This is a genomic window from Bradyrhizobium sp. LA6.1 (assembly GCF_040547805.1).
In the GTDB taxonomy this organism is placed as follows: Bacteria; Pseudomonadota; Alphaproteobacteria; order Rhizobiales; family Xanthobacteraceae; genus Bradyrhizobium; species Bradyrhizobium barranii.
Genome location: NZ_JBEPQK010000009.1, coordinates 187,273 through 203,228, shown reverse-complemented (window position 1 = coordinate 203,228; position 15,956 = coordinate 187,273). Strand labels below are relative to the sequence as shown.

The following is a 15,956-nucleotide window of genomic DNA, read 5'->3' as shown; positions in this document are numbered from 1 at the left end:
CTGATCAGCCGGCCTGACCGACCGGAACAGCGCGCGGCTGCGCCTGCGCAGATTGTCGCGAGGCCAGCCGCTCCACCTGCATCACCGCAAGCGTGAGCACCACGATCGCGACCGCCTGATGCGAGAGCGCGAGATCGATCGGCACCTGGTTGAGCAGCGTGAGGATCCCGAGCACAGCCTGCAGGCTGACCGCGGCGAACAGCCAGAGCGCACCGCCGGCCGCCGTGCGCGAGCGTACCGCATCGAACGCGTGCAGCGCCGCCAGCACGAACAGCGCATAGGCCGTCATACGGTGCTCGAACTGCACCGTCAGCACGTTGTCGAACATATTGCGCCACCACGGCGTCTCGAACCAGAGCCGGTCGCCTGCGGGAATGAACGCGCCGTCGATCTGCGGCCAGGTGTTGTAGGCACGCCCGGCGCGCAGACCCGCGACCAGCGCGCCGAAATAGATCTGGACGAAGGTCACGATGAGCAGCAGCACGCTCGTGAATCTCAGCCGCGCGGGCGCAATGATCTGCGGCCGCTCGGCGAGCCGCCGCACCGTCCAGACGATGCCGGCAAAGATCAGGAGCGCGAGCACCAGATGCGTCGCCAGTCGATATTGCGAGACCTCGACACGTTCCGTGAGGCCCGAGGCCACCATCCACCAGCCGACGGCGCCCTGGAGTCCGCCAAGCGCGAACAGCAGCCACAGCCGCCGTTTCAACTCACCCGACAGGCCGCCGCGCCACAGGAAGAACAGGAACGGCAGCAGATAGGCCACGCCGATGAAACGGCCGAGCAGCCGGTGGCTCCATTCCCACCAGAAAATCTCCTTGAACTCGGACAGGCTCATGCCCGCATTGAGCTCGCGATATTGCGGAATTTTCTTGTAGGCCTCGAAGGCCTCGGTCCACTGCGCCTCCGACAGCGGCGGCACGCTGCCCGTAACCGGCTTCCATTCGACGATCGAGAGGCCGGATTCCGTCAGCCGCGTCGCGCCGCCGACCAGCACCATCAGCGCGATGAGGGCGGCCACGGAAATCAGCCACCAGCGCACGGCGCGATGCGGATTGGTCGGAGCGAAAATCGTCGTCATTTCAGGGGCAAAACCAAGCCTTGTTGCAAAGAGACTTGAACCGGACTGCGTGCCCCTTATAGTCCCCCGCTCCCGCAGCGCAAGTTACGCGAAGGCCGCAGCATTCCGCCATGACGATCCGCACCCGCAAGTTCCTCGGCGCCATCCTGCTCCTGGTGCTGGCCACCGTCTGGGCCCTGCTCGGCATGGCGCTGGCGCAGATGCCGTGGATCGCCGAGTCCGGCTGGTGGCAGGCGATCTACTACGTGGTGGTCGGCATGGGCTGGGTGCTGCCGGCGATGCCGATCGTGAGTTGGATGCAGCGGCCGGATCGCGTCAAATCTTAATTCGTAACGCTGCGGGTCGGTTTCACCGGCGCGAAGGCAGCACCGGACACCAGCACACGCAGCATGCGCAGTGATTGTATCCGGCCGTCCCAGGAAATCCGCGGCAATGCGCGCAGATTGGTGCGCCCCTCCGCGTCCACGATGCCGGGGATGGTCGAGACGGCGCTGGCAAAGCCGGCCTCCTCCGCCATGACGACATGGCTGCGCCGGAAAGACGAGCGATCGCCGAACGGAAAGGCCAAGTGCCTGATCTCGCGGTCGAAGGCCGCTTCCGCCACCGCCTTGCCCATCGTCATCTCGCGCAACGCGGCGGCGTCCTTCATGTTGGCGAGAACGGGATAGTTCACCGTCGCGCTGCCGACCGTGACCAGCGGATCCGCCGCAAGCTTTGCCAGATCCTCCCAATCCATCGACGCTTCGCGCGAGAGCTCGGCGAGGTCGACCCGGTAGCGCGTGCAGAGATCGGCGATCGCAGCCGACAAATCCGCCGGCGGCAACGAGCGCAGCCAGCTCTCGACGAACGAAAACAGCGCCTGCTTCTCGGCGTTGCCTGTGACGGTGAAGCGCTGCTCTTTCTCGCCCATCATCAGGTTGATGCGGCTCTCGCGCGCGATCATCCGCTCGAGCCCGAGCCACCAGGCCTCTCCGACTCCATCGGGAAACGCGGTGGGCACATAGATCGTGAACGGCACGGCGTGGCGCGCCAGCACTGGATAGGCGAAGCTGATGAGGTCCTTGTTGGCGCCGTCGAAGGTTAGCGCCACGAAGCGCCGCTTCTCCGGCAGCGTCACCGCGCGGCGGCAGACATCGTCCATGCCGAGGAAGTCATATCCCCACTGCTTCAGCGCACCAATGGCGCGATCGAGAAATTGCGGACTGATCTCGCTTTCACGCAGCGGCTGAAACGCGCCGCGCCGCCGCGGCCGCACGTGCTGAAACCGCAGGATCGCGCCGGCGCCGCGGCTGCGCAGCACAGCCTGACCGGTGAACCAGGCCAGCTCGAGCCGCAACCGCTCCAGCCATCTGTCGTCGGATGCCAATGTCCCACCTTCGCGTTCGCCTGATTGTCATTACCCTTTGTTGACATTTCTTTGCAAAGGTCGGCCACAGGCCGAAATACGCAAATTTTTCGTTTCTCGACAGGTTTCGTGAATGACCATGGCTGCGGCGATGCAAAGCCGGACGGCAGAATCGCCAGCGCGGTCGAAAGCGAGCCGTATCGCGCATGTCGATATCGTCACCGATCTGGCCGAGGCCGAGACGGTCTGGCGCGCGTTCGAGGAGAGCGGTCACCTCTTCACGCCCTACCAGCGCTTCGACCTGCTCAGCCCATGGCAACGGCTGGTCGGCAGCCACGACGGCGCCAGTCCCTTCATCGTCATTGCCCGCGACACCGAGCGCCAGCCGCTCCTGCTGCTGCCGCTCTCGCTGCGGCAAGGCCACGGCGTGCGCACGGCCTGCTTCATGGGCGGCAAGCACACCACCTTCAACATGGGCCTGTGGAACGCCGCGTTCGCCGCCGAGGTCGCCAGCGCCGATCTCGACGCGCTGCTTGCGCCGCTGCGCGAGCATGCCGACGTGCTCGCGCTGACGCAGCAGCCGCTGCGCTGGCACGACCAGCACAACCCGTTCGCGCAGCTGCCGCGGCAGAGTGCGATCAACGGCTGCCCTCTCCTGGCGATGGAGCCGGGCGGGCCGCCCACATCGCGGATCAGCAACTCCTTTCGCCGCCGCCTCAAGAGCAAGGAAAAGAAGCTCCAGGCGCTTGCCGGCTATCGTTATCACCTCGCCACCACGGATGCGGACGTCACCCGCCTGCTCGACTGGTTCTTCCGGGTCAAGCCGGCGCGGATGGCCGAACAGAAACTGCCCAACGTCTTTGCCGAGCCCGGCGTCGAAGCGTTCATCCGCAGCGCATGCCTGTCGCCGCGCGGCGAAGGCCGCGTCATCGACATCCATGCGCTCGAATGCGACGACGAGGTGATCGCGATCTTCGCCGGCGTCGCCGACGGCCAGCGCTTCTCGATGATGTTCAACACCTACACGATGTCCGAGCACGCCCGCTACAGCCCCGGGCTGATCCTGATGCGCTACATCATCGACCGCTACGCCGAACGCGGCTACCGCTCGCTCGATCTCGGCATCGGCTCGGACGATTACAAACGCATGTTCTGCAAGGACGACGACGACATTTTCGACAGCTTCGTGCCCCTGACCGCGCGCGGAAAACTCGCGGCGATGGCGATGTCCTCGCTGAGCCACGGCAAACGGCTGGTGAAGCAGAACCAGATGTTGTTCGATCTGGCGCGGCGGCTGCGGCAGACGTTCGGGTAGGCGTCACAGCCTCTCAATCTCTAGCCACTTGCGAGCTGCCCTTCCCTTCTCCCCTTGCGGGAGAAGGTTGCATAGGCGGCCTTCGGCCGCCGTTCTTAGGAACGCCGAAGCGAAGCTTCGGCTATGGCGCCGGATGAGGGGTATGTCTCCGCAAATTTAAACGGCCATGAGACTCGCGGAGAGATACCCCTCACCCGTCCCGCCGCTACGCGGCGAGCCACCCTCTCCCGCAAGGGGAGAGGGTAAGAGAGATCACGCCGCCACGCCGCGCGGTGCTTCGGCCGCGTCCGACGGCTGCACCGGCCTGCTCAGCATCGTTACCTCGCTGAAGCCGACGGCCCGCAGCTGCTCGCACATCAGCGTGCGGGCATCCGGCGCCATCGAGGCATCGGGCACCACGACGGCGCGGGCATGCGCCGTCAGCAGTTCGGCCGGGAGGTCCGAGGCGCTGCCGGCGTCCACCAGCACGTGGTCGTAGGCGCGGAGCAGCGCATCGATCGCGAGCGTCACCCGCGGCGATTGCAGCAGGCTGCGGTCGAAGCCGGGACGGCCGGCCATGACCAGATGCAGCCGCGAGAGCTTGTCCCGGGTGATGATTTGCGCGAACGAGGCCTCGCCCTGCATCAGCTCGGCGAGGCCGGGAGCCGAAGCATCGACGGACACCGCGGCGATGGTCGGCGAGGATGCGGCGAGATCGACCACAACGACGCGCGCATCGCGCGCCAGGTGCCGGGCCAGTGTCAGCGTCGACAGCGTGATAGCTTCGCCGGCCGCGGTGCCGAGCACCGTGACCTTCTTCGCCGCCGGCCCCGCAGCGCGCAGGCTGTCGGCCAGATGCTCGATCTCGGTGAATTCAGTGACGTCGGCATCGGCCGTCATCTCGGGCTGAAGCGGCGTAAGGTCCTCCACAACCGGATCGAGCATCGGTTCAGCCACCGGCTGGACGACCGGCTGGACCAGCGGCTGGTGGACTACCGGCTCTTGGCGCACCGGTGCCTGCGTCTGCGCCGGCGTGAACACGGCCGCCGCGCGCGGCGCGGTCTGGCGCAACAGCTCGCCGGTGACGACGACGCCGGACGAGAGCAGCAGCGTCGCGATCGTCGCGATCAGCACGATCGGCAGCTTCTTCGGATAGGCCGGCGTATTCGAGACGATGGCGCGCGAGATGATGCGGCCTTCCGCCGGCGCGGTATCGATGCTTTCGCGGGTGCTGGCCTCGCGATACTTCCCAAGATACGTCTCGAGCAGGTCGCGCTGCGCCTTGGCTTCGCGCTCGAGCGCGCGGAGCTGGACGTCCTGACCGTTGGTCGAGGTCGCCTGCTTCTTGAGCTGATCGAGGCTCGCCGTCAGGCCGTCGACCCGGCCACTGGCGATCCGCGCATCGCTTTCGAACGAGCGCGAGATCTTGGCCGCTTCGTCGCGAATCTGGTTGTCGAGGTCGCCAAGCTGCGCCTTCAGCTCCTTGATCCGCGGGTGATTGCCGAGCAGCGTCGATGACTGTTCGGCAAGCTGCGCCCGCAACGTCACCCGCTGCTCCGACAGCCGCCGCATCAGTTCGGAGTTCACCACCTCGGACGCCTCGATCGGCTTGCCGCTCTGGAGCATCTCTTTGATCAGCCGCGCCCTGGATTCAGCATCCGCCTTCATCGAGCGTGCGTTGTTGAGCTGGGTATTGACCTCGCCCATCTGCTGGTTCGAGAGCGTGGTGTTGTTGGTGCCGACGAACAGCGACGACTTGGAACGGAAGTCCTCGACCTTGGCTTCGGCGTCGGAGACTTTCTTGCGCAGATTTTCGATTTCGCCCGAAAGCCACTGGCTGGCGCTGCGGGCCTGATCCTGGCGCGCATTCTGCTGGAGCACGAGATAGCCGTCGGCGATCGAATTGGCGACGCGCGCGGCAAGGTCGGGATCGGCGGACTGGAATTCGACCACGATCACGCGCGACTTGTCGACGGCGTAGGCCTGGAGCCGCTCGTAATAAGCATCCAGCACCCGCTCTTCCGGCGTCATCGAAAACGGATCGCGGCCGATGCCGATCAGCGCCGCGAGCGACTTCAGCGGCGAAATGCCTTGCAGCACTGGATCGAATTCGGGGCGCTCCGCGAGCTTGTTCTTCCTGATGATCTCACGCGCGAGATCGCGCGACAGCACGAGTTGCACCTGGCTGGTCACCGCCTCGGGATCGAGCGACTGCCGCTCTTCGGTGCTGCGGTCGCTGCTCGGCCGCAAGAACACGTTCTCGCGGCCGTCGATCAGGATGCGGGATTCCGACTTGTAACGCGGAGTGATGAGATTGACGGCGGCGATCGACGCGACGAGCGCGAGCACCGTCGGCACGATGATCCAGCCGCGCTTGCGGGCGAGCACCGCGCCGAGCGCGTGCAAATCGATGTCGCCGGATTCGGCTTGTGCCTGCTTCGCAGCAACGGGCGCAAGCTCTGCTTCAATCTTGGGCGCGGCTTCGGTCGATTTGGCTTCGGCCTTGGGCTTCGAAATAGCCCGCTCGACCACCGCCTTGTCCTTGCCGGCACGCCAGAACGCTAAACGCATCGAACACTCCCGCAGGGCAACGCTGCGACTCTACCTCAACCGGGGCGATTACACTCCATTAAGGTTGCTGCTGGGTTAATCGCGCCCTGCCGCGACCGGCGCGCACCGCGCCGACACCGTTTGTTAACCACGAGGGCTCTTAATCCATCTCGATATTTCGAGAATTGTTCGAGCATTCGCCGTCGAGCGCTGGTTCTGATCATGCCCCCCTCTCCCGACCGGCCGCTCCGCATCCTGCACGCCGTGCGCGCTCCCGTGGGCGGCATCTTCCGCCACATCCTCGATCTCGCCAACGGTCAGGTCGATCGCGGTCATCACGTCGGGATTCTCGCCGACAGCCTCACCGGTGGTGAGCGCGCGGACAAGGCGCTGGCCGAGCTCGCGCCGCGGCTGAAGCTCGGCGTGCACCGGCTGGCGATCCGTCGCGAACCGTCGCCTGACGATTTTCTGGTGTGGCTGCGGATGCGGCGCCTGATCGCCGCGCTCAAACCCGACGTCACGCACGGCCACGGAGCCAAGGCCGGCGCCTTCGTCCGCATGCGGCGGCGATCCAACGACACCATCCGCATCTACACCCCGCATGGCGGCTCGCTGCACTATCCCCTCAACACCTTCAAGGGCGAGTTTTACGCGCGGCTCGAACGCACGCTGATGGACGCGACGGACTTGTTTCTGTTCGAGAGCGCGTTTGCGCGCGACACCTATCAGCGCATCGTCGGCACACCCAAGGGCGTGGTGCATTGCGTCTTCAATGGCGTGACGCCGGAAGAATTCGAGCCTGTTAGCATCGCCGACGATGCCACCGACCTCTCCTATGTCGGCGAGTTCAGGCACATCAAGGGCGCGGATTTGCTGGTCGATGCGGTGGCGCGCCTGCACGAGGGCGGCAAGAAGGTCACGCTCACGCTAGGCGGCGACGGCGAGGAGACGGCGGCGCTGAAGGCGCAGGTCGACAGGCTCGGCCTCTCGAGCGCCATCCGCTTCATCGGTCACGTCAAGGCGCGCTACGGCTTCTCCAAGGGGCGGCTGCTGGTCGTGCCCTCGCGCGGCGATTCCATGCCGTACGTCGTGATCGAGGCTGGAGCTGCCGGCATTCCCATGATCGCGGCCCGCGTCGGCGGCATCCCCGAGATTTTTGGGCCCGAGAGCCCGGCCCTGTTCGCGGCGAGCAATGCCGAAGCGATGGCGGAGGCGATCGCGGCCGCGCTCGACGATCCGCAGGCGACCGCGCAGCGCGCATCCGCCCTGCGCGAGCGCATCTCCGCGCATTTCTCCCAGCAGGCGATGGTTGACGGCGTGCTCGCGGGTTATCGCGACGCATTTGCCAATCATTAACCATCCTTAAGACCGCTTTAGAGAATCTTCCGATTTGTCCGATAATCGACGTGCCAGGGGATGCTCGCCCGGGGCGCAACGCTGCGACCCGCGGGTTTTTTGGAATGGACGTGGACGCCCGTGGAACCGCTCAACGCACGCTCGATGCTCGACGCCGCGACAGGCGCCGCGGCGAAGCCAGCTGACCAACCGTTTGTGGAGCGCCGCCGCCGGCTCTCGCCCGCCGCGCTCGACGTCGTCAACCAGAAGGTCGCCCGCGCCTATTCTCCGATCGTGATCACCGGCTTCGTCCGTTTGGCCGATTTCGCCCTGCTGAGCCTCGTCGGCATCGCGCTCTATGTCGGCTATGTCATGCCGCTCGCCGGCTCCTTCAGCTGGGTTTATCCCGCGCAGATCATCGCCGTCGCGGTCGCCGCCGTGGTCTGCTTCCAGGCCGCCGACATCTATCAGGTGCAGCTGTTCCGCGGTCAGCTCCGGCAGATGACGCGGATGATCTCCTCCTGGTCGTTCGTCTTCCTGCTGTTCATCGGCGTATCCTTCTTCGCCAAGTTCGGCAGCGAAATGTCGCGGCTGTGGCTTGCCGCCTTCTACTTCCTCGGGCTCGCCGCGCTCATCTCCCAACGTCTGGTGCTGCGCTCGCTGGTGCGCGCCTGGGCACGCCAGGGCCGGCTCGACCGCCGCACCATCGTCGTTGGCTCCGACAGCAACGGCGAGCAACTGGTCGAGGCGCTGAATGCCCAGGAGGATTCCGACATCCACGTGCTCGGCGTGTTCGACGACCGCAACGACAGTCGCGCGCTCGACACCTGCGCCGGCGCGCGCAAGCTCGGCAAGGTCGACGACATCGTCGAATTCGCCCGCCGCACCCGCGTCGATCTCGTGCTGTTCGCGCTGCCGATCTCGGCGGAGACCCGCATCCTGGAGATGCTGAAGAAGCTCTGGGTGCTGCCGGTCGACATCCGGCTCTCCGCGCACACCAACAAGCTGCGTTTCCGTCCCCGCTCCTATTCCTATCTCGGCGAGGTGCCGACGCTCGACGTGTTCGAGGCGCCGATCACCGACTGGGACCTGGTGATGAAGTGGCTGTTCGACCGCATCGTCGGCGGCCTCGCGCTGCTCGCAGCCCTGCCGGTGATGGGACTGGTGGCGCTGGCGGTGAAGCTCGACAGCCCCGGCCCGGCGCTGTTCCGCCAGAAGCGCTTCGGCTTCAACAACGAGCGCATCGACGTCTACAAATTCCGCTCGATGTACCACCATCAGGCCGACCCGACCGCCTCCAAGGTCGTGACCAAGAACGATCCGCGCGTCACCCGCGTCGGCCGCTTCATCCGCAAGACCAGCCTCGACGAGCTGCCGCAGCTCTTCAACGTGGTGTTCTCAGGCAATTTGTCCCTGGTCGGCCCGCGTCCGCATGCGGTGCAGGGCAAGCTCCAGAGCCGCCTTTTCGACGAAGCCGTCGACGGCTATTTCGCTCGTCACCGCGTCAAGCCCGGCATCACCGGCTGGGCCCAGATCAACGGCTGGCGCGGCGAGATCGACAATGAAGAGAAGATCCAGAAGCGCGTCGAATTCGACCTCTACTACATCGAGAACTGGTCGGTGCTGTTCGACCTCGTCATTCTCCTGAAGACGCCGGTCTCGCTGCTGACCAAGAACGAGAACGCGTATTGAGTTTGCTACCCCCGAGCCACACTGTCATCGCCCGGCTTGACCGGGCGATCCAGTAATCGCCGGCAGTGGAAACTGCCACGAACGGCTCGGCGTACTGGATACCCCGCCTGCGCGGGGCATGACGGCGGAAGTTGTGGCGTACAAGTTGCGTAAGCGTATGAGCATGTGATGGCGTATGCGGCGACAGCCGGTGGAGTGAAATTAGCCGCACCGGCTGCGCCCGGCGTGCTGGCTATCCAGCGCGCGCTGGTGTGGCTGGCCGGCGCCTCCGGCGCCATCGTCTTCATCGAGCCGAGCCCCTACGAGATCGTGACGCTGCTGGCCGCCGTCACCTTCTTCGCGACCGGTCTGCGCCTGCGGCTCGTGCTGATGCCGCTGATCCTGATGCTGGTCCTGCTCAATGTCGGCTACACGATCAGCGCGGTCCCGCTGTACGAACAGTCCGAGGTGGCGAGCTGGATTGCGACCTCGTGGTACATGGCAGTCACCGTCGTGTTCTTCGCGATGGTCACCTCGGAAGACACCGCGGCCCGGCTGGACATGCTCCGCCGCGGCCTCGTGGTCGGCGCGATGGTCGCCTCGCTGTCTGCGGTCGCCGGCTACTTCCATCTGGTTCCCGGCGGAGACGATCTCCTCACACTCTACGGGCGCGCGCGCGGCACGTTCAAGGACCCGAACGTGCTCGGCGCCTTCCTGATCCTACCGGCGCTGTTCGCGCTCCAGAGCGTGGTCTCCGACAAGTTTGCCAAGGCGTTCCGCAACGTCATCGCCTTCGGCATCATGTCGCTGGCGATCCTGCTCGCGTTCTCCCGCGCCGCCTGGGGCGGACTGGTGCTGACCTCCGCCTTCATGCTGGTGCTGATGGTGCTGACCAGCCGCACCAACGCGCAACGCTCGCGCATCGTCGTCATGGCGATCGTCGCCGCGGTGCTGGGCCTCGCGCTGATCGCGGTGCTGCTGTCATTCGATTCCACCGCCGAGATGTTCAAGCAACGCGCGAGCTTCGACCAGAGCTATGACGAAGGCCGCTTCGGCCGGTTCGGCCGGCACATCCTCGGCGCGGAGATGGCGCTCGACCTGCCGTTCGGCATCGGCCCCCTGCAATTCCACCGCTACTTCCCCGAGGACACCCACAACTCCTACCTCAACGCCTTCATGTCCGGCGGCTGGCTCTCCGGCGTGTGCTACCCCGCGCTGGTCTTCACCACCGTGATCATGGGTATCAGGCACATCTTCGTCCGTGTGCCCTGGCAGCGCGCTTATCTGGCGATCTTCTCCGCCTTCGTCGGCACCGTCGGCGAGAGCTTCGTGATCGACACCGACCACTGGCGGCACTTCTGGATGATGCTGGGCGCGATGTGGGGCATGATCGCGGCTGCGCAGGCTTACAAGATCAAGGACAATACCGTTCCGATGGAATCGGAACGGTAATGTCTGGCTTTCTGTTTTGACGCGTTTTCTTGACGCGAACCGGTATCCACTTCGCTCGAAAACGCTCTAGCGACGAAGCTTCTTCAGCTTGAGATCGGGCCGCTTTTCCGGCGGCGTATCGAGCAGGCCCTTCAGCGCCTCGGTTGCAGCGAGCACGCCCTTGTAGCCCTCGGTCGCGAAGCGCAGCAGCAGGCGCAGCTCCTCGTCGGAATAGGCGCCAAACACCTTCTCCATCGCCTGCTGCATCGGCACGTAGAGCTGGCCGATCTTCATCGCCGTCTCGGGCACGACGGAAATGAAGACCTTGCGGCGGTCTTGCTCGTCCCGCTCGCGGCGCACCAGCCCGGCCTTCTCGAGTCGGTCCACCACGCCGGTGATGGCGCCCGTCGTCAGCCCCGTGACCTCGGCAAGCCGGCCCGCGGTGACGCGTCCTTCGAGATAGAGGATGTCCATGCATTCGAGGTCGGAATTGGCAATTCCGGCAACGTTTGCAACCGTTTGGCCATAGAGCACGCCCTGCGCGGACGACCGCCGCATCGCCTCCTCGAGCTCCTGCAACAGCGCCGCGCGCGCCTTCGTCCTTGACAAGGCCGACCTCATATCTTAGTCGATATATATCTTAGCTACTAAGAGATTTAGCAACCGTAATTTCTCCTAGCACCACGGAAACGTCGGGAGCAAGCCATGTCCAACCGTCCCCGCAAGGCCCTGATCATCGGCGCCGGTATCGCCGGGCCCGTCACCGCGATCCTGCTGCGCCGCGCTGGCATCGAATCCGCGATCTACGAGGCCTGGCCTTATTCGAAAGGTATCGGCGGCGGCCTCCAGATCGCACCGAACGGCATGCATGTGCTGGACGAGATCGGGCTCGCGAACGAGCTGATCAGCCGCGGCTCGATCGCTGAATCCTTCGACTTCTATTCGCAGAGCGGCGAACGGCTCGGCTCGATCAACCGCGACATGGCGCGGCGCTTCGGCCAGCCGGCCGTCAATGTCTGCCGCGCAACGTTGAACGAAATCCTGATCGACAAGGCCTGGTGCGCCTGCGTCTCGCTCTATTTCGAGAAGCGCCTGATCAAGATCGAGGACCGCGGCGACCAGCCGATCATCGCCTACTTCTCCGACGGCACCACGGCCGAAGGCGACTTTCTGATCGGCGCCGATGGCGTGCACTCGGTCGTGCGCCGCCAGGTCGTGCCGGACGGTCCGCAACCGTTCGACACCGGGCTGATCGGGTTCGGCGGCTTCGTGCCGCACGCCGTCCTCGATGGCAGGCCGATCGGCCGGCACGTCGAGACCACGTTCGGCAAGAGCGGCTTCTTCGGTTACGGCTATTGCAGCCCGGATCCGAACGACGGCGTGATGTGGTGGAGCACGCAGCCCGCGCACGGCATGGACGCGGCGATGTTCCGCGCGCTCGACCACGCGACGCTGAAGCAGCATCTGCGCGGCTTCCATCACGGCTGGCACGATCCGATCCCCGATATCATCGACGCGGCCGAGAATATCGTGGTCACCGACACGCTCGACGTCGCGACCTTGCCGACCTGGTCGCGCAAGCGCTCCCTGCTGATCGGCGATGCCGCGCATGCGACCAGCCCCCACGCGGGCCAGGGCGCTTCGCTCGCACTCGAGGATGCGATGCGGCTCGCGCGGCTGATGCAGGAGGGCCAGGAGCTCGGCGCCACCTTCCAGGCTTTCGAGGCCGAGCGGCGCCCGCGCACGGAAAAGATCGTCGCGATGGCGCGCCGCAACGGCAACAGCAAGCGCGAGTTCAGCGCCACCGGCGCATGGGTCCGCAATCAGATGATGAAATGGCTGTTGCCGCTGGGCTCGAAGAGCATGGAGTTCATGTACGCGTATGATGCGCGGGCGGCGTAGCGGCAATCTCACTGTCATCGCCCGCGAAGGCGGGCGATCCAGTACGCCGCGGCCTCTCGATTCAACAACACTGTCTCTGGAATACTGGGTCGCCCGGTCAAGCCGGGCGACGACACCGTCATTTAGGCACGCAAAAGCGCCTATCTCTCCACCTCAACCCTCAGCCCGGCGTGATCGACCAGCCGCTTGATCAGCTTGTGCTGCATCGCTGCGCCCGGCGTCCAGAGACCGGCCGGGACATCAGGCGTGTCGCGCAGCAGGCAGATCGCGCATTCGGAAACCATCTTCGCCGTTGAGGCATAGCCGGGATCGAGATCGCCCTTCACCGCCGCGCGCACCTGACGGCCGTCGGGCGCGATCGCGACATAGAGCACGTCGTAATGACCGTTGTCGCGCTCTTCCTTCGATGGCCCGTCGCCGGGCTTGAGCGCTTTGGGGCCGGTCTTTTCGCTATTGGCGGCCATGACGAGCTTCGCGTTGGCCTGCCCTTCGTCCCCCGTCCCCGTCAGCACCATCTCGTCGTAGACGAAATCGCGGCCATACGGGAATCCCATCAGCATGTTGGAGCGATGGACGTTGCGCGTGTTCAGCGTCGCCATAGCAAACGGGGCGGACCAGGATTGCAGGTCTTCCTCGAAAACGGGCTTGTTGCCGCGCGGCTGTTTCGGCCCCTCGAAGCCGGGCGTGAATGCGAAGGGGTCCTTGAGGATCGACACCAGGCTGAGATCCTGCGCGACTGCTTCGAAGGTGACCCTCGCGCTCGCCGAGGTGCCGCCGGAGAACTTCCAGCTGAGGTCGCGGACGCGCCCCTTGACGCGCGGCGCCGGCGCTCCGAACACGCGACGGGCTTCCTCCTGCACGAAGAACGCACCGAGCTCGAACGGGATGGAATCGAAGCCGCAGGAGAACATGATGCGCGCGCCGCTCGCCTTCGCCGCCGCGTCATACCTGTCGATCATCTGCTTCAGCCAGATCGGCTCGCCGCAGAGATCCATATAGTCGGTGCCCGACGCGACGCAGGCGGCAAGCAGATCGGAGCCGTAGAGCTGGTAGGGACCGACAGTGGTTATGACCAGCTTCGCCTGATCGACCATCGCCCGCAACGAAGCCGGATCGGCTGCGTCCGCCACGATCAGCGGCGTGTCAGCGGGTGCGCTGATCGCATCGCGAACGGAGGCGAGCTTGTCCCTGCTGCGCCCGGCCATCGCCCATGTCGGCGCGCCGTCACCGGCATAGCTTGCAGCGAGATATTCGGCGACGAGCTGGCCGGTGTATCCCGTCGCGCCGTAGACGACGATGTCGAACTTCGCGGACACGGACCTTACGCTTCCACCTCGAACGTCAGCCCAGCATTGTCCCGCAGGCGCTTGATCAGCTTGTGCTGCATCGCCGCGCCCGGCGTCCAGAATCCGGCCGGGACGTCTGTCACATCGCGCAACAGGCACATCGCGCATTCGGAGATCATCTTCGAGGTCGAGCCGTAACCGGGATCACGGTCGCCGGTGACGCCGGCGCGAACCATGCGGCCGTCGGGCGCGATCGCGACATAGAGCAGGTCGAAGCGGCCGTTCTCCCGCTCTTCCTTCGAGGGCCCCTCGCCCGGCTTCGGCGCGTTCGGACCGGTCTTCTCGGCGTTGGCTGCCACCACGCGCTGCGCGTTGGCTTCGCCCTTCTCGCCGGGACCCGTCAGAACCATCTCGTCGTAGACGAAGTCCTGGCCGTAGGGAAAGCCCATCAGCATGTTGGAGCGATGGACGTTGCGCGTGTTGATCAGTGCCATCATGAACGGCGCGGCCCAGGATTGCAGGTCATCCTCGAGCAGCGACCTGTTGCCCTTTGGCTGCTTCGGGCCGGTGAAGCCCGGCGTCAACGCGAACGGATCGTTCAGGATCGCGATCAGGCTGATGTCCTTTGCGACCGCATCGAAGGTCGCCTTCGCGCTCGCCGCGGTGCCGCCCGAGAGCGTGCCGCGCATGTCGCGCACGCGGCCTTTCACACGCGAGGCCGGAGCGCCGAACACGCGCTTGGCCTCTTCCTGCACGACAAACGCGCCGAGCTCGAACGGCACGGAATCGAAACCGCATGAGAACACGATACGCGCGCCGCTCTCTTTGGCGGCCGCCTCGTACTTGTCGATCATCTGTCGCATCCAGATCGGTTCGCCGCAGAGATCGAAATAATCGGTGCCGGTGGCAACGCAGGCCGCGAGCAGTTCCTCGCCATAGAGCTGATACGGGCCGACGGTGGTGATCACCGACATCGTCTGCTCCGCCATCGCCTTCAGCGAGGCCGCGTCCGATGCATCCGCGACAATCAGCGGCGTATTCCCGGGCGCGCCGATCGCATCGCGTACCGACTTGAGCTTGCCGAGGCTACGGCCTGCCATCGCCCATTTGAGCGCGTGGTCACCCTTGTAATGCTGAGTCAGATATTCGGCGACGAGCTGGCCGGTGAAACCGGTCGCACCGTAGACGACGATGTCGAATTTCGCTGAGCTCATGGTCGACCTTTATTTCTTCGCGTAACTCACGCCCATGCCGGCGCGGACGTCGCTTTGAATCCCATAGGGCGGAATCGGATAGCGCAGGCCGTTCTTGGCCAGCGCCTTCATGCCCTCGATCGCCTTGGCGAGATGCGAGGGCTTCAAGGCCATCAGCATCTCCTCGTCCGGCACGCCGCCATAGCGCCGTTCGGCATAGCATGGCAAGGACAGGCTGGGCTCGCCGGTTTTCAGCGCCCGCCCCCAAGAATCCGCGCAGGCGGTCTCACCGACCACCCCCCATTCGAACTTCTTGTAGCCGGTATATTGCAGCCCGTTGATCAGGATGATCATCTGCCCCGGCGTCGCATAGACCAGGCAGATGTCGGGCGGATCGAGCCGCCCGCTCGCGAGCGGACTGACCGCAAGCGCCTGATACTGCCCGAACGGAACCACGTCCAGCGCCTCCTGGCGCTTGCGCGCGTCCTCAGCGGTGCCGTGCCAGACCCCGACATAGTTTTCGCCGGCGAGCCATTTTTCGTCCTGCGGCGCAAGCCCGATCACGGCGCGACACTGCGCACCGACAAGATCGTCGGCGGTGATGCCGACCGTCCAGCCCAGACGTGCAGCCATGCTGACGATCTGGTCGGTGGTGTGGACCGCGTTCGGCCGCCGGATTTTCGGGATCGCCTCCATGTCGGCAGTGCGCGCGAACAGCTTCATGCCGATCACCGTCGTCTTCAGCCGCAGCAGGCTGTTGAGGTCGGCGACGAGCCCGGCAAGATCGATCCTGTCTTCGCTCTGCTGCTGCATGGCGTCCTCCCGACCGGCGATCGCGCGCCGGTACTCTGTTCTTGTTTTGCGGCCC

General features: G+C 65.3%; 13 protein-coding genes. 6 read left to right on the top strand and 7 right to left on the bottom strand.

Translation table 11 applies throughout. From position 1 onward, the window contains the following. Positions 1 to 4: 4 nt before the first annotated feature. Positions 5 to 1,081, bottom strand: coding sequence for a COX15/CtaA family protein (locus ABIB99_RS23385; RefSeq protein ID WP_063982940.1), 1,077 nt, complete (start codon positions 1,079 to 1,081; stop codon positions 5 to 7). Positions 1,082 to 1,191: 110 nt separating this feature from the next. Between ABIB99_RS23385 and ABIB99_RS23380 the strand changes: the two genes are divergently transcribed. After that, positions 1,192 to 1,407: a DUF2842 domain-containing protein gene (locus tag ABIB99_RS23380; protein ID WP_063982939.1), complete on the top strand. Its 216-nt coding sequence runs from the start codon at positions 1,192 to 1,194 to the stop codon at positions 1,405 to 1,407. On the opposite strand, the gene ABIB99_RS23375 is transcribed toward ABIB99_RS23380, so the two are convergent. Next, on the bottom strand, positions 1,404 to 2,447 hold the full coding sequence (locus ABIB99_RS23375) for a polysaccharide deacetylase family protein (RefSeq protein ID WP_354177666.1): 1,044 nt from the start codon (positions 2,445 to 2,447) through the stop codon (positions 1,404 to 1,406). The two genes, ABIB99_RS23380 and ABIB99_RS23375, sit on opposite strands and share 4 nt — an antisense overlap. 112 nt (positions 2,448 to 2,559) lie before the next feature. Here ABIB99_RS23375 and ABIB99_RS23370 point away from each other — a divergent pair, with 112 nt between their 5' ends. Continuing rightward, the gene (locus ABIB99_RS23370) at positions 2,560 to 3,741 is read left to right on the top strand and encodes a GNAT family N-acetyltransferase (RefSeq protein ID WP_063982937.1); all 1,182 of its coding nucleotides are present in this window, start codon (positions 2,560 to 2,562) and stop codon (positions 3,739 to 3,741) included. A 252-nt stretch (positions 3,742 to 3,993) separates the two neighbouring features. Here the strand turns inward: ABIB99_RS23370 and ABIB99_RS23365 are convergent, their stop codons facing one another. Further along, a complete protein-coding gene (locus tag ABIB99_RS23365; protein ID WP_354177665.1) occupies positions 3,994 to 6,291 on the bottom strand; it encodes a GumC family protein in 2,298 nt (765 codons plus the stop codon). A 201-nt stretch (positions 6,292 to 6,492) separates the two neighbouring features. Between ABIB99_RS23365 and ABIB99_RS23360 the strand changes: the two genes are divergently transcribed. The 3 genes from ABIB99_RS23360 (at position 6,493) to ABIB99_RS23350 (ending at position 10,728) form a co-directional block, all read left to right on the top strand. Then, entirely contained in the window at positions 6,493 to 7,626 is a 1,134-nt protein-coding gene (locus tag ABIB99_RS23360; RefSeq protein WP_063982935.1) for a glycosyltransferase family 4 protein, read from the top strand. 120 nt (positions 7,627 to 7,746) lie between these two features. Next, entirely contained in the window at positions 7,747 to 9,297 is a 1,551-nt protein-coding gene (locus ABIB99_RS23355; protein ID WP_063982934.1) for an undecaprenyl-phosphate glucose phosphotransferase, read from the top strand. Between the two features lie 168 nt (positions 9,298 to 9,465). Next, entirely contained in the window at positions 9,466 to 10,728 is a 1,263-nt protein-coding gene (locus ABIB99_RS23350; protein ID WP_063982933.1) for an O-antigen ligase family protein, read from the top strand. A 66-nt stretch (positions 10,729 to 10,794) separates the two neighbouring features. Here ABIB99_RS23350 and ABIB99_RS23345 read toward each other — a convergent pair whose 3' ends face one another. Further along, positions 10,795 to 11,265, bottom strand: a complete 471-nt coding sequence (locus ABIB99_RS23345; protein ID WP_063986329.1) for a MarR family transcriptional regulator — start codon at positions 11,263 to 11,265, stop codon at positions 10,795 to 10,797. A 147-nt stretch (positions 11,266 to 11,412) separates the two neighbouring features. Between ABIB99_RS23345 and ABIB99_RS23340 the strand changes: the two genes are divergently transcribed. Next, positions 11,413 to 12,609, top strand: coding sequence for an FAD-dependent monooxygenase (locus ABIB99_RS23340; RefSeq protein WP_063982932.1), 1,197 nt, complete (start codon positions 11,413 to 11,415; stop codon positions 12,607 to 12,609). A gap of 140 nt (positions 12,610 to 12,749) precedes the next feature. On the opposite strand, the gene ABIB99_RS23335 is transcribed toward ABIB99_RS23340, so the two are convergent. From ABIB99_RS23335 to ABIB99_RS23325, 3 genes are read right to left on the bottom strand one after another with little or no spacing between them, the layout of a single operon-like run. After that, positions 12,750 to 13,925 (bottom strand): saccharopine dehydrogenase family protein, encoded by a 1,176-nt coding sequence (locus ABIB99_RS23335; RefSeq protein ID WP_354112943.1) that lies wholly within the window; start codon positions 13,923 to 13,925, stop codon positions 12,750 to 12,752. A gap of 5 nt (positions 13,926 to 13,930) precedes the next feature. Beyond that, positions 13,931 to 15,109 (bottom strand): saccharopine dehydrogenase family protein, encoded by a 1,179-nt coding sequence (locus ABIB99_RS23330; RefSeq protein ID WP_166097032.1) that lies wholly within the window; start codon positions 15,107 to 15,109, stop codon positions 13,931 to 13,933. Between the two features lie 9 nt (positions 15,110 to 15,118). Then, complete coding sequence (locus ABIB99_RS23325) at positions 15,119 to 15,901, bottom strand: DUF169 domain-containing protein (RefSeq protein WP_354112944.1); 783 nt, start codon at positions 15,899 to 15,901, stop codon at positions 15,119 to 15,121. Positions 15,902 to 15,956: the final 55 nt, after the last annotated feature.